This is a genomic window from Streptomyces sp. GB4-14 (genome assembly GCF_022696125.1).
Lineage (GTDB): Bacteria > Actinomycetota > Actinomycetes > Streptomycetales > Streptomycetaceae > Streptomyces > Streptomyces werraensis.
The window spans coordinates 5,736,345-5,754,657 of record NZ_RZHO01000002.1; the positions used below are offsets into that span (position 1 = coordinate 5,736,345).

Consider the following 18,313-nt stretch of genomic DNA (forward strand, 5'->3'; position numbering starts at 1 on the left):
CGGACCAGGAGGCCTCCTCAATGACTGCCCCCCGCACCCCGCTCTCCGAGCTCGAACAGGGAATTCCCTTCGAGCAGCGCCACATCGGCCCCGACCACGAGGCCCGGGCGAAGATGCTGGCCCAGGTGGGCTACGGCTCGCTCGACGAGCTGACCGCCGCCGCCGTGCCCGACGTGATCAAGAACGCCGACGCGTTGGACCTGCCCGGCGCCCGCAGCGAGGCCGAGGTGCTCGCCGAGCTGCGCGCCCTCGCCGGCCGCAACCAGGTCCTCGGCTCCATGATCGGTCTGGGCTACTACGGCACCTTCACCCCGCCGGTCATCCTGCGCAACGTCATGGAGAACCCCGCCTGGTACACGGCCTACACGCCGTACCAGCCGGAGATCTCGCAGGGCCGGCTCGAGGCGCTGCTGAACTTCCAGACGATGGTCGCCGACCTCACCGGCCTGCCCACGTCCGGAGCCTCCCTGCTGGACGAGGGCACCGCCGCCGCCGAGGCGATGGCGCTGTCCCGGCGCATGGGCAAGAACAAGAAGGGCCTCTTCCTGGTCGACGCGGACGCCCTGCCGCAGACCGTCGCCGTCATACGGACCCGCGCCGAGCCGACCGGCGTGGAGGTCGTCGTCGCCGATCTGAGCGACGGCATCCCCGCCGAGCTCGACGGACGTGAGATCAACGGCGTCCTGATCCAGTACCCGGGGGCGTCCGGCGCCGTCCGGGACATCAAGCCGGTCATCGACCAGGCGCACGAGCGTGGCGCGCTCGTCACCGTCGCCGCCGACCTGCTCGCCCTCACCCTGCTGAAGTCCCCCGGCGAGCTGGGCGCGGACATCGCGGTGGGCACCACGCAGCGCTTCGGCGTCCCCATGGGCTTCGGCGGCCCGCACGCCGGCTACATGGCCGTGCAGGACAAGATGGCCCGCAGTCTGCCCGGCCGCCTCGTCGGCGTATCCGTCGACGCCGACGGCAACAAGGCGTACCGCCTGGCGCTGCAGACGCGTGAGCAGCACATCCGCCGGGAGAAGGCCACCAGCAACATCTGCACCGCGCAGGTGCTGCTCGCCGTCATGGCGGGCATGTACGCGGTTTACCACGGTCCCGAGGGCCTGCGGACGATCGCCCGTCGCACCCACCGCTACGCCGCGATCCTCGCCGAGGGCCTGCGCTCCGGCGGCGCCGAGGTCGTCCACGGCTCCTACTTCGACACCCTCACCGTGCGGGTCGCCGGGCGGGCCGCCGAGGTCGTCGCCGCCGCCCGCGACAACGGCGTCAACCTGCGCCTCGTCGACGCCGACACGGTCTCCGTCGCCTGCGACGAGACCACCACCCGCGACCAGCTCGCCGCCGTGTGGCGCGCCTTCGGCGTCGAGGCCGACGTCGAGGCCCTGGACCCCTCCGCGCAGGACGCCCTGCCGGACGCGCTGCTGCGCACCGACGACTACCTCACCCACCCGGTCTTCCACCAGCACCGCTCCGAGACGGCCATGCTGCGCTACCTGCGCCGCCTCGCCGACCGTGACTACGCGCTGGACCGCGGCATGATCCCGCTGGGCTCCTGCACCATGAAGCTCAACGCGACCACCGAGATGGAGCCGGTCACCTGGCCCGAGTTCGGTCAGCTGCACCCGTTCGTCCCGGCCGAGCAGGCCGAGGGCTACCTCACGCTCATCCGCGAGCTGGAGGAACGTCTCGCCGAGGTCACCGGCTACGACAAGGTGTCCCTCCAGCCCAACGCCGGATCCCAGGGCGAGCTGGCCGGTCTGCTCGCCGTCCGCGGCTACCACCGCGCCAACGGCGACGAACAGCGCACCGTGTGCCTGATCCCGTCCTCCGCGCACGGCACCAACGCCGCGTCCGCCGTGATGGCCGGCATGAAGGTCGTCGTCGTCAAGACCGCCGGGAACGGCGAGGTCGACGTCGAGGACCTGCGCGCCAAGATCGAGCAGCACCGCGACGAGCTGGCCGTGCTGATGATCACCTACCCGTCGACGCACGGCGTCTTCGAGGAGCACGTCGCCGACATCTGCGCCCAGGTGCACGAGGCCGGCGGCCAGGTGTACGTCGACGGCGCCAACCTCAACGCCCTGGTCGGCCTGGCCAAGCCCGGCCACTTCGGCGGCGACGTCTCCCACCTGAACCTGCACAAGACCTTCTGCATCCCGCACGGCGGCGGCGGCCCCGGCGTCGGCCCGGTCGGCGTCCGCGCCCACCTCGCCCCGTACCTGCCGAACCACCCGCTGCAGCCGGAGGCCGGACCCGAGACGGGCGTCGGACCCATCTCGGCCGCCCCGTGGGGTTCGGCGGGCATCCTGCCCATCTCCTGGGCGTACGTCCGCCTGATGGGCGGCGAGGGCCTGAAGCGGGCCACGCAGGTGGCCGTGCTCAGCGCCAACTACATCGCCAAGCGCCTCGAGCCGCACTACCCGGTGCTCTACACCGGCCCCGGGGGGCTGGTCGCGCACGAGTGCATCATCGACCTGCGCCCGCTCACCAAGGCGACCGGCGTGACCGTCGACGACGTGGCCAAGCGCCTCATCGACTACGGCTTCCACGCACCGACCATGTCCTTCCCGGTGGCCGGCACGCTGATGATCGAGCCCACCGAGTCCGAGGACCTCACCGAGCTCGACCGGTTCTGCGAGGCGATGATCGCCATCCGCGCCGAGATCGAGAAGGTCGGCTCGGGCGAGTGGCCCGCCGACGACAACCCGCTGCGCAACGCCCCGCACACGGCGTCCGTGCTCGGCGGGGAGTGGGAGCACGCCTACACCCGCGAGGAGGCCGTGTTCCCGGGCGAGGTGAACGCCGCCGACAAGTACTGGCCGCCGGTGCGCCGCATCGACCAGGCCTACGGCGACCGCAACCTGGTCTGCTCCTGCCCGCCGCTGGACGCGTACCAGGACTGACCCGCCGGGAAGTGAAGGGGCCCCGCCCGGGCGAACCGGGCGGGGCCCCTGGGCGTCTCCTGGGGGGCCTCAGGCGGGGTAGGCGTGTGTCTGCGTCGCCTTCACCGCCGCCCAGACGGGCGCGCCCGGGTGCAGGCCCAGTTCGGCCACGGCCACGGCGGTGAGGTCGGCGGCCAGGGGCAGTTCGCCGGTCAGCTCCACGCGGATCTGGTCGCCGTGGCTCTCCAGCCCCGCCACCTCACAACGCCACAGATTGCGCGCGCTGGAGCCGGTGGGCCGGTCCCGGTACAGGATGACCGCGCCGGGCGGGAACGCGACGAACGCGGGCCCGGACAGGTCCTCCGTGGTGCTCACCTCCGGTCCCGCGTCGAGCCGTACCGTGTGGCCGTCCGCCCGGCCGCGGTAGAGGTTCAGGCCGACGAGCTGGGCGATGTAGTCGGTGCGCGGGTGGCGGGCGATGTCGGCGGGCGCGCCCTCCTGCACCACGCGGCCGCGCTCCACGACGACCAGCCGGTCCGCGAGCACCATCGCGTCCAGCGGGTCATGCGTGACCAGGACCGCGACGGCCTCGAAGTCGGCCAGGTGGCGGCGCAGTTGCGCCCGGACCTCGAGGCGGGTGCGGGCGTCGAGGGCGGCGAGGGGCTCGTCCAGGAGCAGCAGGCGCGGGTCGGTGGCCAGGGCGCGGGCGAGCGCCACGCGCTGGGCCTGGCCGCCGGAGAGCCGCTTGGGTTTGGCGCCCACGTGCTCGGCCAGCCCCATCCTCTCCAGCCACGCGGCGGCACGCGCACGGGCCTCGCTCCTGCCGGCGCCGCGGCAGCGCGGGCCGAACGCCACGTTGTCGAGGGCGGTGAGGTGCGGGAAGAGCAGGTAGTCCTGGAAGACGACGCCCACCGGACGCGACTCGGGCGGGGTACGGGCGAGGTCCGCGCCGTCCAGGCGCAGATGGCCGTCGGTGAGGGGCGCGAGTCCTGCCAGGGCCCGCAGGGCGGTGGTCTTGCCCGCCCCGTTCGGGCCGAGCAGGGCGACCACGTCACCGGGCGCGGCCGACAGCGTGACGTCGAGGCGGAAGGAGCCGTGTTCGACGACGAGGCGGGCGTCCAGGCCCTGGGACGGCGGGTGTCTCGTCATGGGTCAGACGGCCCTCGTCCAGCGGTCCCGCAGCCCCGCCAGCACGGCCACCGACACCGCGAGCAGCACGAGGCTGAGGGCGATCGCGGCGGCCGGGTCGTTCTGCAGGGCGAGGTAGACCGCGAGCGGCATGGTCTGGGTGCGGCCCGGGAAGTTCCCGGCGAAGGTGATCGTCGCGCCGAACTCGCCGAGCGCGCGGGCCCAGGCCAGTACGGCGCCCGCCGCGACGCCCGGGGCGATCAGCGGCAGGGTGACCCGGCGGAAGGCGGTGAAGCGGGACGCGCCCAGGGTGGCCGCGGCCTCCTCGAACCGCGGGTCGGCGGCCCTCAGTGTGCCCTCGACGCTGATCACCAGGAACGGCAGCGCGACGAAGGTCTCCGCGAGCACGACACCGGCGGTGGTGAACGGCAGGGTGACGCCGAACCACTCGTCCAGCCACCGGCCCACGATGCCGTTGCGGCCCAGCGCCAGCAGCAGGGCGACACCGCCGACCACCGGCGGCAGCACCAGCGGAAGCGTCACCAGGGCGCGCACCAGACTCCGCCCGGGGAAGTCGGTGCGGGCCAGCAGCCAGGCCAGCGGCACCCCGACGACGAGGCTCAGCGCGGTCGCGGTGGTGGCGCAGACCAGCGACAGTCGCAGCGCGTCCCACACGGCGGGACTGGTCAGCTGCTCGGGCAGGTCGCGCCAGGGCGCCCGGACGACGAGGGCCAGCAGCGGCACCAGGAGGAACGCCAGGCCGATCAGGGCGGGCGCGAGGAGGGCGGGCGGGACACCGCGGCCGGGGGCGCGGGGACGGCGGGCCTTGCGGCGGGTGTCCTGGGCGGTGCTGGTCACGGCGCCAGGAAACCGGCCTTCCCGAGCACCTTCTGCCCCTCCGGTGAGGTCACGAACGCGACGAAGGCGTCCGCGGCCGGGGCGTTGGGGGCGTTCTCGAGCCGGGCGATCGGGTAGTCGTTGACGGCCTGTGCGGCCTCCGGGAAGTCCACGCCGTCCACTGTGTCACCGGCCGCCCTCACATCCGTGCGGTACACGACGGCGGCGTCCGCCTCGTCGAGCCGCACCTTGGTCAGCGCGCTCTTCACGTCCTGCTCGTAGGAGACGGGCCTGACCTCGACGCCGGCCGCCGCGAGGGCCTTCCGGGCGGCGGCGCCGCAGGGCACGGTCCCGTCGCAGAGCACGACCTTCAGGCCGGGTGCGGCCAGGTCCTCCAGGGAGTCGATGCCGTGGGGGTTGCCGGGGGCGGTGGCGACGGCCAGACGGTTGCGCGCGAAGGTGACCGGATCGCCCGCCGTGAGCTTCTCGTCCGTCACGCGCGCCATCGTGGAGGAGCTGGCGGCGGCGTAGACGTCGGCGGGGGCGCCGCCCACGATGCCGGCGGCCAAGGAGTCGCTGCCGTTGAAGTTGAAGGTCACCTCGGTGCCCGGGTGGTCCTCCTCGAAGCGCTCCCCCAGCTCCGTGAAGCTCTCCTTCAGCGAGGCGGCGGCGAAGACGGTCACGGTGCCGCCGGCGCTGCCGTCGCCGCCGCCCGACGAGGAACAGGCGCTGAGCCCGAGGGAGGCGAGAAGGACGAGGGCGGCCAGGCGGGCGGAACGGATCATCCGGTGCACTCCCTCGCGGTGGCGGGCATCGCGCGGGGACACTCACCCCGCGCGTTGCTCCATCATGACGCATCTGCGAGGCAGGGTGCACCTGTCTCTTCGTATGAGCGAGGCCATGATGCACCACAGGCTCGCATGTGCGTCTCCATGCGACGTCCGGCGTCAGGTCCGGTCGATATGAACGTTCGTCGACTTCACACGTGCGGTGGCCTCCACTCCGACCTCCAGGCCCAGTTCCTCGACCGCCTCCCGCGTGAGCAGGGAGACCAGGCGGTGGGGGCCCGCCTGGATCTCCACCTGGGCGGCGACGTCACCGAGCTTGATCGCCGTGACGATGCCGGGGAACGCGTTGCGGGCCGAGGTGTACGGGGTGTCCTCCTCGGGCGTGGCCGACTTGGCCAGCTCGACGGAGAACGCCGCCAGGTCGCGGCCGTCGACCACCCGGCGTCCGGCGTCGTCGCGGCGGGTGGCGAGCCGCCCCGCGTCCGCCCAGCGGCGTGCGGTGTCCGGGCTGACTCCGAGCAGCCGCGCTGCCTGGCCGATCGTGTAGGACTGCATGCCGGTCACGATAGGGTGCGCGCCCGCCGGGGACGCACCGGCTACCACGCGGGCGGCGCGGTGCTCGCCCGCACGACCAGGTCGGTGCCCGGCTCCACGCGGGGCGGGTCCGGCTGTTCGCCCCGGGCGAGGCGGGGCACCGTACGGACGGCGAGGGCGCCCATGTCGGCGAAGGGCCGGCGGACCGTGGTGAGCGGCGTGGCCGGCCAGCGCACCTCCGGGAGGTCGTCGAAGCCGACGACGCTCATGTCTGCTCAGGCGGACGTCAGCGTGACGTCCCGGAAACGCTGCGGGGCGATGATCCTGCCGTCGGGCAGGAGTTCACCGGTGTCCTCGAAGAGCACGACACCGTTGCACAGCAGGCTCCAGCCCTGCTCCGGGTGGTGCGCCACGAGGCGGGCGGATTCCCGGTCGGCGGAGTCGGCTGAGGGGCACGGTGGCTGGTGCTGGCACATGGGTGGGTTCTTTCGCTCTGTGATGACCTGTGTGTGGGCTGTCGTGTCCGTTGCGCGGCGTGAAGCGTCGTTCATGGCCGCCCCCCGTGGTGATGAGTCGGTCGGGATCCAGTGTTGCCCCACGGACGAGGATCCGCAGGCATTTCGCGGCACCGCTCCTCACAGGTTCATGACGCGTCACCCACGCGGACGGTTCATCCCAACTGCACTGTCCTTTCGGGTGGTTCGCAGTGGCCGGACAGGACTAGTCCGCACATGCGTACGCCCTGTCACCCGACGCACGCACCCCGCCGCCCGGGTGCAGGCGACGGGGTGCGGAAGCGGGCGGGTCAGGCGGGTGAGCCGAGCAGCCGGGTGGGCGTCACGCGGTGGGTGAGCACCGGAAGCAGTTCGGTGACCCGGTGCGGCCGGTGGGCGGCGATGCCGGGCGGGGCGGGCGCGAGCGGCACCAGCAGGTCGGTGGGGGCCGGGCCGCCGGCGGCGCCGTCCGCCTCGGTGTCGCCGTGCAGCCAGAGCGCCAGCATGTAGAGGCCGGGCACCGACAGCAAACGGGGCTGGTAGGGCTGCGTCATGACCTCCGCCTGGCGGAGGGCCAGCTCGGTGGACGCGATGTACGGGCCCTCGAAGAAGCGGGAGAAGACCCAGCCGTCGGCGGTGAGCACGGTGTCGGCGGCGGCCGCCGCCCGGTCGCCGGTGCGGATCAGGAAGCGCCATCCGGCGAGCGTCGTCGAGGTCTCGCCGTCGGCGGTGACCCGGTCGAGGACGTGCACGGGCAGCGGGAGTTCGGCCGAGGCGGGCCCTTGTGCGCGGAGCAGGGAGGGAGTTCGGGCGTCCCGTACGGCGGTCGGCGACGAGAGCGCGGTCAGGACGGAACGCAGTGCGGGCGCGGGAGCCGGGGGTACGTGCAGCGGCATGGTGGGTCGCCTCTCATTCGAAGGCACAGTGGCGCGAGGGCGGGGCGTGGCGGTGCGGACGGCGCTGTCAGCTCGCGAAGGTCAGGCAGGCAGGGGCCCGGAGGGTCTGAGCGGGAGACGGGGGTGAGGAGAGCCGCACGCCGTCTCACGGCTGGATCACTCGACCGTGGGCGCCAACCTGGTTCTGCCTTGTGAAGGGAGTTTATACGACACGGGTTGAGACTATGTTTCGTCTAGCTCTCCCCGGCGGCCCCGACAAGGGTATTTCCGGCCGGTGATATGCGAAAAAGATGGTGATTTCCCAAACGGGTCACCGCACTGACCTCGGGAAATGACCGCCGAGCGGTCGGCCCATTCCGGTCTGCGTTTTTCACGAGTTCGCAACGGCGTCGTGATACGCGTTCCCGCGTATTGCCCCGTGAATGTGCCACTGGACACCTCGACCAGAGTAGCGGGCGCCACACGGATCCGGGGCGTTATCGATCGCATCCGCGGGGCATCCTTGCTTGTGGACCGGGACCCCGGCGGCCGATCTTCGGTACGCCATCCGAGGAGGGACGCTTCGATGGGGGAAAAGGTCGTGGCGGGTCAGTTCGACCTGTCCGATCGCCAGCGCTACCGCGAGAAGCTCCGCAGGTGCCTGACGGGCCTGGAGCGACTCCTGGCGGAGAAGAGGTTCGACCGCCCCAGGAACCTGATGGGGCTGGAGATCGAACTCAATCTCGCGGGTGCCGACGGCATGCCGAAAATGTTGAATGCGCAAGTCCTCGAACGCATCGCGAGCCGGGACTTCCAAACGGAACTCGCGATGTTCAATCTGGAAGTGAACATCGCTCCCCACCGGCTGGGCGGCAGGGTTTTCGACCAGCTCGACGAGGAGCTGCGCACCTCGCTCTCCTACGCCGACCGCAAGGCCCAGGAGGTGGACGCCGGCATTGTGATGATCGGCATTCTGCCGACGCTCGACCGCGACGACCTCGTGTCGTCCAACCTTTCCGACGTCGACCGCTACGCCCTGCTCAACGATCAGATCGTGGCCGCGCGCGGTGAGGACTTCACCCTGGACATCGAGGGCGTGGAGCACCTCAGGTGCACTTCGAAGTCGATCGCCCCGGAGGCCGCCTGCACCTCGGTGCAGCTGCACCTCCAGGTCACGCCGGAACGCTTCCCCGACGTGTGGAACGCGGCGCAGGTGGTCGCCGCCGCGCAGATCGCGGTCGGCGCCAACTCGCCGTTCCTGTTCGGACGTGAGCTGTGGCGCGAGTCGCGGCCACCGCTGTTCCAGCAGTCCACCGACACCCGCCCGCCCGAGCTGCAGGCGCAGGGCGTACGGCCGCGCACCTGGTTCGGGGAGCGCTGGGTGACTTCGGCGTTCGACCTCTTCGAGGAGAACCTGCGCTACTTCCCGGCCCTGCTGCCCATCTGCGACGAGGAGGACCCGCTCGAGGTGCTGGACTGCGGGGGCGTCCCCTCGCTCGCGGAACTCGTCCTGCACAACGGCACCGTCTACCGCTGGAACCGGCCCGTCTACGACATCGCCGACGGCGTGCCCCACCTGCGCGTGGAGAATCGCGTGCTGCCCGCCGGGCCCACGGTGACCGACGTGATCGCGAACGCGGCCTTCTACTACGGACTCGTCCGCGCCCTCGCCGAGGACAGCCGCCCGGTGTGGAGCCGGCTGCCCTTCGAGGCGGCCGCCGCCAACTTCGACGCCGCATGCAAGGACGGCATCGACGCCCGCTTCACCTGGCCCCGGCGAGGACGCCTCGGCGGCCTGGGCGAGGTGGACGCGGTCGCCCTCGTACGGGAGGAGCTGCTGCCGCTCGCCGAGGCCGGACTGGACGCCTGGGGCATCGAGCCCGCCGACCGGGACCGGTACCTCGGGGTGATCGAGGAGCGCTGCCGCCGCCGGGTCAACGGTGCGTCCTGGCAGGCCGCGACCTTCCACCGGGCGCTGGACGCGGGACTCGGCCGGCAGGAGGCGCTGGCGGCCACCACCCGCCGCTACCGCGCCCTGACCAAGCAGGGCGAGCCCGTGCACACCTGGCCGGTCGGGCTGCCGGAACCGGTTCCGACGACGGCCTGACCGGAGCCGGGGAGGCAGCGATCGGCGCCCCGGACCCGCGGCCCGCCGCACAGGTAGTGCCTTCATACTGATCGGACCGATCGGTGATGTGGAGGCAGGTGTGCAGGCGGAGGCGGCGGGCCCGGGGGCCGATGCGTATCCGGAGCGGACCCTTTCGCGAAGGACGCTGCGCGACGAGACACTGCTGGTCCTCGCGCTGTCGCTCGGCGCGAGCGGAGTGTCGGCGCTGATCAGCTTCATCGGCTCGGTCACCAGGCCGGGCGGGCTGAAGGACCAGGCGGCCACCCTCAACGCCTCGGCCGCGCCCGGCCGCCCCTGGCTGGACCTGGCCTGGCAGCTGTTCGGCATCACCACCGCGCTGGTGCCGGTGGCCCTGGTAGCGCACCTGCTGCTGCGCGAGGGCGCCGGACTGCGCACCCTCGGCTTCGACCGCACCCGGCCCTGGTCCGACCTCGGCCGGGGCGCCGCGATCGCGGCGGTCATCGGCAGCAGCGGCATCGCCTTCTACCTGGCCGTGCGCGCGCTCGGCTTCAACCTCACCGTGGTGCCCGAGGCGCTGCCCGAGGTGTGGTGGAAGTACCCCGTGCTGATCCTGTCGGCCGCGCAGAACTCGATCCTCGAAGAGGTCGTCGTCGTCGGCTATCTGCTGCGCCGGCTCGACCAGCTCGGCTGGTCGCCCACTGCGTCGATGGCGGGGAGCGCGGTGCTGCGCGGGTCGTACCACCTGTACCAGGGCATCGGCGGCTTCATCGGCAACATGGTCATGGGCGTGGTCTTCGTGTACCTGTACCGCCGCTGGGGACGCGTCGGGCCGCTGGTGGCCGCGCACACGCTGCTGGATATCGGCGCGTTCGTCGGGTACGCGGTGCTGGCGGGGAAGGTCGACTGGCTGCCGACGGCGTGAGCTGAGCCGAAGGGGGCGTACGTACGGGTCTTGAGGGCCGAACGTACGCCCCCTTCGCCGTGCCGGGGTTCGGATCAGACCAGCAGCTCGCCCTCGATGACCGTCACCGCGCGGCCGCCCAGCAGGGTGCGGGCGCCCCGCACCTCGGTGCGGACGAACCCGGAACGCGGTGAGGCCTGGAGTCCGGTGAGGGCGGCGCGGCCGAGCCGCTGCGACCAGTAGGGAGCCAGCGCGGTGTGCGCGCTGCCGGTGACGGCGTCCTCGTCGATGCCGACGTTGGGGAAGAAGCAGCGCGAGACGAAGTCGTGCTCCGACGCAGGCTCCTCGGCTCGGGCGGTGGCGATGATCCCGCGCTCGGAGTACGTCCTCAGGGCCTTGTGGTCGGGGCGCAGGGCGCGCACCGTGCGCTCGTCGGCCAGCTCGACCAGCTGGTCGCCGACGTAGGGGCCGGTGTCGAACGCCGCCAGGACGGGCGCGCCTAGCGCCTCCGCGACGCCCTCGGGCACGTCGACGGCGGTGAGCGGGGCCGTGGGGAAGTCCAGGGTGACGGCGCCGTCCTGCGCGGTCTGCGCGACCAGCACGCCGCTGCGGGTGGCGAAGCGTACCGGGCCCTTGTGGGCGCCGGTGGTGTGCAGGACGTGCGCGGTGGCGAGCGTGGCGTGGCCGCACATGGCCACCTCGGTGACGGGTGTGAACCAGCGCAGCGCCCAGTCGGCCTCCTCGCTCTCGGGCAGCGGGTGGGCGAAGGCCGTCTCGGCGTGGTTGACCTCCAGGGCGACGTTCTGCAGCCAGGAGTCGTCCGGGAAGGCATCGAGCAGCATCACTCCGGCCGGGTTGCCGGTGAAGGGACGGTCGGTGAAGGCGTCGACGATTCGGATCCGCATCCCCCGACGGTAGAGGGCGGACGGCCGCGGGCGATCGGGCCAATGCGCGGGCGGTGGCCTTGTTCGGGGGCGGTGGACGGCCCGGACGGTGGGTGCTCGGACGGAGCGGCTTGTCGAGCGAGCTGTTCCGATATATCGTTGAAGCATCGCAATAGATCAACGATGGAATGGAGTGGTGGCGATGCGTGGCTACGGTCATGAGCACGGACACGGTCATGGGCACGGCGGGCCGCGGGGCGGCGGACGGGGCGACTTCGAGCGCCTGCGTGCGGCCTTCGGTCCATTCGGGCCGGGTGGTCCGGGAGGACCCGGCGGTCCCTGGGGTCCCGGCTTCGGTCACGGCGGCCCCTGGGGCGGCCGAGGGCGCGGCGGACCCAGGGGGAGGGCGCGGCGCGGTGACGTCCGCGCGTCGATCCTTGCGCTGCTGAAGGACCGTCCGATGCACGGCTACGAGATGATCCAGGAGATCGCCGAGCGCAGCGGCGGGGCATGGAAGCCCAGCCCCGGCTCGGTCTACCCCACCCTCCAGCTGCTGGAGGACGAGGGCCTGATCGTCAGCGAGTCCGAGGGCGGCAAGAAGCTGTTCTCCCTCACCGAGGCCGGCCGCACGGCCGCCGAGGACGGACCCGAGGCTCCCTGGGAGGAGGCCTCGCGCGGCGTCGACTGGGAGGCGCTGGGTGAGATCCGGCAGGCAGGGTTCGGCCTGATGGAGGCCTTCGGGCAGGTCTGGAAGACGGGGAGCAAGGAGCAGCGGGAGAAGGCCCTCGCGGTCATCAACGAGGCCCGTAAGAAGCTGTACCTGATCCTCGCGGACGAGGACTGAGCCGGCCGCTGACAGTCGGCGGGGAGCTGAGGGGCGTGCGCCGCATGGCGTGCGCCCCTCGGGCGTGTGCGCCCTGATCTCGTTCCCAAGGAGGAGATTTCGCCATGCGACGTCCACTTCCCGCGGGACGCCAAGATGCGTCCCGCCGCCGATGCGCCGGGCCGCCGGGACTGATGGGGTGGGAGATGTGCGATCCCGTATCCCCCGGCAGCAGGCCCAGTGGCCCCAGGCGCAGGCCGCCCGCGGCGCGGACGGCGACGCCGGGCTCGGCGCGGAACTGGCGGAGGTCGTGGCCGGCGCCCGGCGCAGGGTGGTGCGGGGCGGCGACCGGCACATCGACACCGCACATCTGCTGCACTCCCTGCTCGAGTCCGACCCCGAGGTACGGGCCGCGTTCGGCGACGGAGCCACGGTGGCGCGGCTGCTCGGTTATCTGGTGCAGCGGAGCATCGGGTACGGGCTGAGGTGGCAGGGGAGCGTCGAGGACTCGGGCGGCCTGCCGGTCGTGGAGGGGGTGACCGGGTTCTCGCCCCTGGCGGCGGTGTGTGTGGCGCGGGCTCGGGAGCGGGCTGCCCGGCGGGGGGACGGGGTGGTTCGGGGGACGGACCTGCTGGCGGCGCTTGTCGCGGAGCCGCGGGCTCGGGCTGTCGAGGTGGTGCGGCGGGCCGGGGTGGAGCCGGGGGAGGTGGTGCGGGGGGTGGATGCCGGAACTGCGGGATGAGCGGGGTGCGGCGGCAGGGTTTTTCTTCACCCCTCCGCCCCTTCCCTTCCCGTCCCTCGACGGCTTCGCGCCCGCACCCCCCTTCGCGCGGTTCCCCGCGCCCCTGCGGGGGGTTTCCCGTCAGGTGTCTTGAGGGGTGACGGTGCTGTCGGGGGGTGACATCATGTGGCGGTGTTCAAGACTCACCCCAAGGGCATGGGGCTCACCCTCGCGCTGGTGTCCGCCGTGGCCTTTGGCGGGTCCGGTGTGGCGGCCAAGCCGTTGATCGAGGCCGGGCTGGACCCGCTGCACGTCGTATGGCTGCGGGTGGCGGGCGCCGCGCTCGTCATGCTGCCGCTCGCCGTACGCCACCGCGCGCTGCTCAGGCGACGGCCCGCGCTGCTCGCCGGGTTCGGGCTCTTCGCCGTGGCCGGTGTGCAGGCCTGCTACTTCGCCGCCATCTCCCGCATCCCCGTCGGCGTCGCACTGCTCGTCGAGTACCTGGCGCCCGCGCTCGTCCTCGGCTGGGTGCGGTTCGTGCAGCGGCGGCCGGTGACGCGTGCGGCCGCCGTCGGCGTGGTGCTCGCCGTGGGCGGCCTCGCCTGCGTCGTCGAGGTGTGGGCAGGACTCGGCTTCGACGCCCTCGGACTCGCCCTCGCGCTCGGCGCCGCCTGCTGCCAGGTCGGCTACTTCGTCCTGTCCGACCAGGGCAGCGACAGCGAGGAGTCCCCCGACCCGCTCGGCGTCATCGCGTACGGGCTGCTGATCGGCGCCGCCGTGCTCACCGTCGTCGCGCGGCCCTGGTCCATGGACTGGTCCGTGCTCACCGGCACCGCCGCGATGGACGGCACACCCGTCGCCGCGTTCCTGCTCCTGGGGTGGATCGTCCTCGTCGCCACGGTCGCCGCGTACGTCACCGGCGTGGTGTCGGTGCGCCGCCTCTCACCGCAGGTGGCGGGCGTCGTCGCCTGTCTGGAGGCGGTCATCGCCACCGTCCTCGCCTGGGTGCTGCTCGGCGAGCATCTGTCGGCGCCGCAGATCGTCGGCGGTGTGGTCGTCCTCGCCGGCGCCCTCATCGCCCAGTCCTCCGCCCCGGCGAAGACCCCCGAGGAACCCGTCGCCGGCGGCGGTCCCGAACGGGAGTTGTCCACCCCCGGAACCACCGCATAAGGTGCTGATCATGCATACGCGCGCACGTGTTCTTCCGCCGCCGGCCGCCTGAGGCGGGCCCTCCGGCTTGTACGCCCGGCAGCGTGCCGGGCGTCGCGGTGCTGCCCGCAGACGAAGTCCGCGGACCCCGGTCCCTCGGCCCCGGCCGGGCCTGAGCCGGGCTCCCTTCCGAACTTCCGCGCCCACGCCGACGCGTGGTGCGCGACTCTGCGGAGAGAGAACACGTGTCGAACAACGTCTCCGGCCTGCCCGTCGGGCGTGGCCTGATCTACCTCGTCGTCGCCGGTGCCGCCTGGGGCACCGCGGGCGCCGCGGCCTCGCTGGTGTACCGCACCAGCGACATGGGTCCGATCGCCCTGTCCTTCTGGCGGTGCGCCGCCGGTCTTGCCGTGCTGTACGCGGCGCGCCTGCTGTCCGGGCGCTCCCGTGCCGACGCCGCTCCGGCACCGCTGGGCCGCCGGGTCGCGCGGGCGACGGCCACCGGCGCCGGACTCGCGGTGTTCCAGACGGCCTACTTCGCCGCCGTGTCGGCGACCGGGCTGGCCGTGGCCACCGTCGTCACCCTGGGCGCCGGTCCCGTTCTGATCGCCCTCGGCGCCCGGATCACCATGGGCGAGCGACTGGGGCGCGGCGGGCTCGCGTCCGTCGCCGGCGCGCTCACCGGACTCGTGGTGCTCGTCCTCGGCGGCGGGAAGGCGACGGTGGACCCGGCGGGCGTCCTGCTCGCCCTGCTGTCCGCCGCCGGCTACTCGGCCATGACCCTGCTCACCCGGTGGTGGGGGCGCGACGGCGGCACCGACTCCTCCGGCGCGACCGTCGGGGCGTTCGCCGTCACCAGCCTGGTGCTCCTGCCGTTCGCCGCGGTGGAGGGGCTGATGCCGCACACCGACGCGCCCGGTGCTCTGCTGCTCCTGCTCGCCTACGTCGCGACCGTGCCGACCGCGCTGGCCTACGGCCTCTACTTCGCGGGCGCCGCGGTCGTCCGGTCGGCGACCGTGTCCGTGATCATGCTGCTCGAACCGGTCAGCGCGGCGGTGCTGGCTGTCGCCGTACTCGGCGAGCGGCTCACGGCGGCCACCCTGGTCGGCACCTTGCTGATGCTGGGCTCGGTGGCGGGCCTGGCGGCGGGGGAGGCCCGCGACGCGCGGGCCGCCCGCAGGGCGCGGGGGGAGGCCGTTCCGGCGTGAGGTGAGCGAGGGTGCCCCTGCCGGCCGGCAGGGGCACCCTCGGACTCTGGGCGGGTACGGCGGTCGTGCGCGCCGATGGGTGCCGGGTTGCCGTTGGGGCAGGGGTTCCGCGCGGACGCACCCGCCGCCCTCCGTGTCCGGTCAACCGGCCTTCGGTGCCACCCTCAGGACATGCCCTCGTGCCGCGGCGTCCCGAGTCCGCCCCCGGTCCGCCAGGCCGGCCGCGATGCGGTCGCGGACGGCCTGGGACCGTTTGCCCGCGTACTTGAACTTCGCCCGGACCTCGGTCACTTCCAGGCGCAGACCGCGGATGCCGGACAGCAGCCTGCCGTACGGGGCCTCGCCGGCCGCTGCCCGTGCGGAGCCGCCCTCCGGCTGGAAGTGGCCGACCTGGCGGTTCAGCAGGGTCGCCTTCTCCGCCGGGTCGTCCACGACGTGGGCGCGGCAGCGGAGCTGGACCGCGGCGTACAGGCTCGTCGGGACGCCGTGTCCGGGTGGGGTGCCCGGTTCGGCCTGCCAGGGGCCGGGGACGAACGCGTAGTCGTCGACCACGCTCAGCAGGACGTCCGGCGCGGCCTCGAGCGCGGGCCAGAGCGGGTGGGGACGGGCCAGGTGGGTGACCGCGTCGCCGCGCTCGGCGTCGTAGGCGAAGTGCAGGGGCTGGACGAACGGCGGTTCGCCGGGCGGGCCGTTGACCGCGAGCTGGCCGAAGTCGTGCGTGGTGAGCCACCGTTGCCATGTGTCGTCGTCCGGTGCGTCCCAGGGACGGATCAGCATCACAGGGCCGTCAGGTAGCCGGGGACCTCCGTGCCGGGGGCGAGGTCCGGGGAGGGCTCGGGGGCGCCGTGGACCGTGCGGACCGGGAGGACGCCGGCCCAGTGGGGCAGGGACAGGTCCTCGGGCTCGTCGTTGACACCGCCCGTGCGCGCCTTGGCGGAGACCTCGTCCAGGCGGATGCGGAGGACGGCCGTGGCGGCCAGTTCCTTCTTGTCCGCCGGGCGGGAGTCGGCGGAGCGGCCCGGGACGACGTGGTCGACGAGGGCGTCGAGCGCCTGCCGCTTCTCCTGCGGGTCGGTCACGTCGTACGCCGTGCCGTGCACCACCACGGAGCGGTAGTTGACCGAGTGGTGGAAGGCGGAGCGGGCCAGCACCAGGCCGTCGACATGGGTGACGGTGAGACACACCGGGAGCCCCTGGCCGGACTGTCCGGCCGTGCGCAGCGGGCGCGAGCCGGTGGAGCCGTGGACGTAGAGGACCTCGCCCACGCGGCCGTAGAGCGTGGGCAGGACGACCGGGGCGCCGTCCCGGACGAAGCCGAGGTGGCAGACGTAGCCCTCGTCGAGTATCGCGTGCACCAGGTCCTTGTCGTACGACGCGCGCTGCGGGGCGCGGGTGGGGACGGTGCGCTCGGTGGGCGTGTAGGCGGTGTCGGGTCGCTGCTGCGGTCGCTGGGGCCCCTGCATGGCCAACTCCATTGTACTAGTGCATAATGTGGTTTGTGCTAGGAGAGTATCGGATCAGTGGGCGGCGTGCAGCGGAGATTTCCGCGAGCATCGAGCGGGCGGTGGGGGAGGGCGTCCTGCAGCCGGGCGAACTGCTGCCTCCCATGAGGGACTTGGCCGAGCGGCTCGGGGTGAACCCCAACACCGTGGCCGCCGCGTACCGGACCCTGCGCGAGCGCGGGGTCATCGAAACGGCGGGCCGGCGGGGCAGTCGGGTGCGGCCCAAGCCGGCCACCACCGCGCGCGAGATGATCCGCGTGGAGGTCCCGCCGGGTGTGCGTGACCTCTCCGACGGAAACCCGGACCCCGCGCTGCTGCCCCCGCTGGCCGGGGCGTTCGCGGCGGCCGCGGCCCGGGGTGACAAGCAGCCGGTGCTGTACGGGGACGCTCCGGTGGATCCCGGGCTGGAGCGGCTGGCACGGGCCGGACTGCACGCCGACGGGGTGCCGGAGGGCCCGGTCGCCGTCACCTCGGGCGCTCTGGACGCGGTGGAGCGGGTGCTCGCCGCCCATCTGCGGCCCGGGGACGCGGTGGTGGTCGAGGATCCGGGGTGGGGGAGTCTGCTGGATCTGGTGCCGGCGCTCGGTCTGCGGACCGTGCCGGTGGCCGTGGACGACGAGGGCCCGGTGCCGAGGGACGTGCGCGGGGCGCTGGAGGGCGGGGCGCGGGCGCTCGTCGTCACCGACCGTGCCCAGAACCCGACCGGCGCCGCGCTGACCGCCGAGCGGGCGGAGGCGCTGCGTGCGGTGCTCGCCGATCACCCCGAGACGCTCCTGATCGAGGACGACCACGGCCACCACATCGTCGACCTCCCGCTGCACCCCCTCGCGGGTGTCACCCACCGCTGGGCCTTCTCCCGCTCGGCCGCCAAGGCGTACGGGCCCGACCTGCGTCTCGCGGTCCTCACCGGCGACGCGCTCACCCTCGACCGGGTACGCGGCAGGCAGCGGCTCGGACCGGGCTGGGTCAGCCTCACCCTCCAGCGCGCGGTGGCGCGGCTGTGGGCCGACGGCGCGGTGGACCCGGCGGGCGTGGCGGCGCGGTACGGGGAGCGCCGGGACGCGCTGGCCGAGGCGCTGCGGCGGCGCGGGGTCGTGGCGCGGGGGCGCAGCGGCATGAACCTGTGGGTACCGGTCCCCGACGAGACCGGGGCGGTCGCCCGTTTGCTGCACACGGGCTGGGCGGTTGCCCCCGGAGCGCGTTTCCGGATGAACACGCCGCCGGGCATCCGCGTCACCGTCTCCACCCTCACGGACGCGGAGATCGAACCACTGGCCGAGGCGATCGCGGCGGCCGTACGGCCAGGGGAGGCGGACCGGCGGACGTACGCGTGAGGGTCACCGCGCGCGAGTCGGCGGGGGCGCTCGGCGGGCAGCGCCCTGACGTTGCCCTTGCGCCCTGGGGCCGGCACGGCGTCTGCGAGGCGCGTGCGCGGTCACAGCGACATCGCGGCGACATCGCGGCGAGCAGGGACACGGGCCGGGCGCGTGACGGT

17 protein-coding genes and 1 pseudogene are annotated in these 18,313 nt (G+C 73.2%); 8 read left to right on the forward strand and 10 right to left on the reverse strand.

All coding sequences use genetic code 11. The annotated features are described in order from the left end of the window. Nucleotides 1–20: 20 nt before the first annotated feature. Nucleotides 21–2,906 carry an aminomethyl-transferring glycine dehydrogenase gene (gcvP, locus tag ELQ39_RS27430; protein ID WP_242594474.1) on the forward strand — a complete coding sequence of 962 codons (2,886 nt, stop codon included), beginning with the start codon at nt 21–23 and terminating at the stop codon, nt 2,904–2,906. Between the two features lie 69 nt (nt 2,907–2,975). On the opposite strand, the gene ELQ39_RS27435 is transcribed toward gcvP, so the two are convergent. The 7 genes and pseudogenes from ELQ39_RS27435 to ELQ39_RS27465 all read right to left on the reverse strand — a co-directional run bounded on the left by ELQ39_RS27435 (nt 2,976) and on the right by ELQ39_RS27465 (nt 7,562). Beyond that, a complete protein-coding gene (locus ELQ39_RS27435) occupies nt 2,976–4,034 on the reverse strand; it encodes an ABC transporter ATP-binding protein (protein ID WP_242594475.1) in 1,059 nt (352 codons plus the stop codon). Nucleotides 4,035–4,037: 3 nt separating this feature from the next. Continuing rightward, a complete protein-coding gene (modB, locus tag ELQ39_RS27440; protein ID WP_190003564.1) occupies nt 4,038–4,871 on the reverse strand; it encodes a molybdate ABC transporter permease subunit in 834 nt (277 codons plus the stop codon). Then, nucleotides 4,868–5,635 carry a molybdate ABC transporter substrate-binding protein gene (modA, locus tag ELQ39_RS27445; RefSeq protein WP_242594476.1) on the reverse strand — a complete coding sequence of 256 codons (768 nt, stop codon included), beginning with the start codon at nt 5,633–5,635 and terminating at the stop codon, nt 4,868–4,870. The genes modB and modA overlap by 4 nt, the downstream gene beginning before the upstream one ends. Before the next feature lie 162 nt (nt 5,636–5,797). Continuing rightward, nucleotides 5,798–6,193, reverse strand: coding sequence for a TOBE domain-containing protein (locus ELQ39_RS27450; protein ID WP_242594477.1), 396 nt, complete (start codon nt 6,191–6,193; stop codon nt 5,798–5,800). A gap of 41 nt (nt 6,194–6,234) precedes the next feature. After that, nucleotides 6,235–6,444: pseudogene (locus tag ELQ39_RS27455) on the reverse strand (substrate-binding domain-containing protein); the annotation flags it as partial. A gap of 3 nt (nt 6,445–6,447) precedes the next feature. Continuing rightward, nucleotides 6,448–6,648, reverse strand: a complete 201-nt coding sequence (locus ELQ39_RS27460) for a DUF5999 family protein (protein ID WP_190003567.1) — start codon at nt 6,646–6,648, stop codon at nt 6,448–6,450. 329 nt (nt 6,649–6,977) lie between these two features. After that, nucleotides 6,978–7,562, reverse strand: coding sequence for a hypothetical protein (locus tag ELQ39_RS27465; RefSeq protein WP_242594480.1), 585 nt, complete (start codon nt 7,560–7,562; stop codon nt 6,978–6,980). A gap of 565 nt (nt 7,563–8,127) precedes the next feature. Between ELQ39_RS27465 and ELQ39_RS27470 the strand changes: the two genes are divergently transcribed. Together ELQ39_RS27470 and ELQ39_RS27475 are read left to right on the forward strand one after the other, a co-directional pair. Further along, a complete protein-coding gene (locus ELQ39_RS27470; RefSeq protein ID WP_242594481.1) occupies nt 8,128–9,648 on the forward strand; it encodes a glutamate-cysteine ligase family protein in 1,521 nt (506 codons plus the stop codon). A 100-nt stretch (nt 9,649–9,748) separates the two neighbouring features. Next, nucleotides 9,749–10,552 (forward strand): CPBP family intramembrane glutamic endopeptidase, encoded by an 804-nt coding sequence (locus tag ELQ39_RS27475; protein ID WP_242594482.1) that lies wholly within the window; start codon nt 9,749–9,751, stop codon nt 10,550–10,552. 74 nt (nt 10,553–10,626) lie between these two features. On the opposite strand, the gene ELQ39_RS27480 is transcribed toward ELQ39_RS27475, so the two are convergent. Next, nucleotides 10,627–11,436 carry a PhzF family phenazine biosynthesis protein gene (locus ELQ39_RS27480; protein ID WP_242594483.1) on the reverse strand — a complete coding sequence of 270 codons (810 nt, stop codon included), beginning with the start codon at nt 11,434–11,436 and terminating at the stop codon, nt 10,627–10,629. Nucleotides 11,437–11,617: 181 nt separating this feature from the next. On the opposite strand from ELQ39_RS27480, the gene ELQ39_RS27485 reads away from it, so the two are divergent. The 4 genes from ELQ39_RS27485 to ELQ39_RS27500 all read left to right on the forward strand — a co-directional run bounded on the left by ELQ39_RS27485 (nt 11,618) and on the right by ELQ39_RS27500 (nt 15,316). Continuing rightward, nucleotides 11,618–12,259, forward strand: coding sequence for a helix-turn-helix transcriptional regulator (locus ELQ39_RS27485; RefSeq protein WP_190003572.1), 642 nt, complete (start codon nt 11,618–11,620; stop codon nt 12,257–12,259). A 187-nt stretch (nt 12,260–12,446) separates the two neighbouring features. Further along, nucleotides 12,447–12,980 (forward strand): Clp protease N-terminal domain-containing protein, encoded by a 534-nt coding sequence (locus ELQ39_RS27490; RefSeq protein WP_190003573.1) that lies wholly within the window; start codon nt 12,447–12,449, stop codon nt 12,978–12,980. 195 nt (nt 12,981–13,175) lie between these two features. Then, complete coding sequence (locus ELQ39_RS27495) at nt 13,176–14,129, forward strand: EamA family transporter (protein ID WP_190003958.1); 954 nt, start codon at nt 13,176–13,178, stop codon at nt 14,127–14,129. Nucleotides 14,130–14,353: 224 nt separating this feature from the next. Then, nucleotides 14,354–15,316, forward strand: coding sequence for a DMT family transporter (locus ELQ39_RS27500; RefSeq protein ID WP_242594484.1), 963 nt, complete (start codon nt 14,354–14,356; stop codon nt 15,314–15,316). A gap of 141 nt (nt 15,317–15,457) precedes the next feature. On the opposite strand, the gene ELQ39_RS27505 is transcribed toward ELQ39_RS27500, so the two are convergent. Further along, nucleotides 15,458–16,093, reverse strand: a complete 636-nt coding sequence (locus ELQ39_RS27505; RefSeq protein WP_242594485.1) for an FMN-binding negative transcriptional regulator — start codon at nt 16,091–16,093, stop codon at nt 15,458–15,460. After that, nucleotides 16,093–16,779 (reverse strand): pyridoxamine 5'-phosphate oxidase family protein, encoded by a 687-nt coding sequence (locus ELQ39_RS27510; RefSeq protein WP_190003576.1) that lies wholly within the window; start codon nt 16,777–16,779, stop codon nt 16,093–16,095. The genes ELQ39_RS27505 and ELQ39_RS27510 overlap by 1 nt, the downstream gene beginning before the upstream one ends. Before the next feature lie 35 nt (nt 16,780–16,814). On the opposite strand from ELQ39_RS27510, the gene ELQ39_RS27515 reads away from it, so the two are divergent. Then, nucleotides 16,815–18,152: an aminotransferase class I/II-fold pyridoxal phosphate-dependent enzyme gene (locus tag ELQ39_RS27515; protein ID WP_242594487.1), complete on the forward strand. Its 1,338-nt coding sequence runs from the start codon at nt 16,815–16,817 to the stop codon at nt 18,150–18,152. The last annotated feature ends 161 nt before the right edge of the window (nt 18,153–18,313 follow it).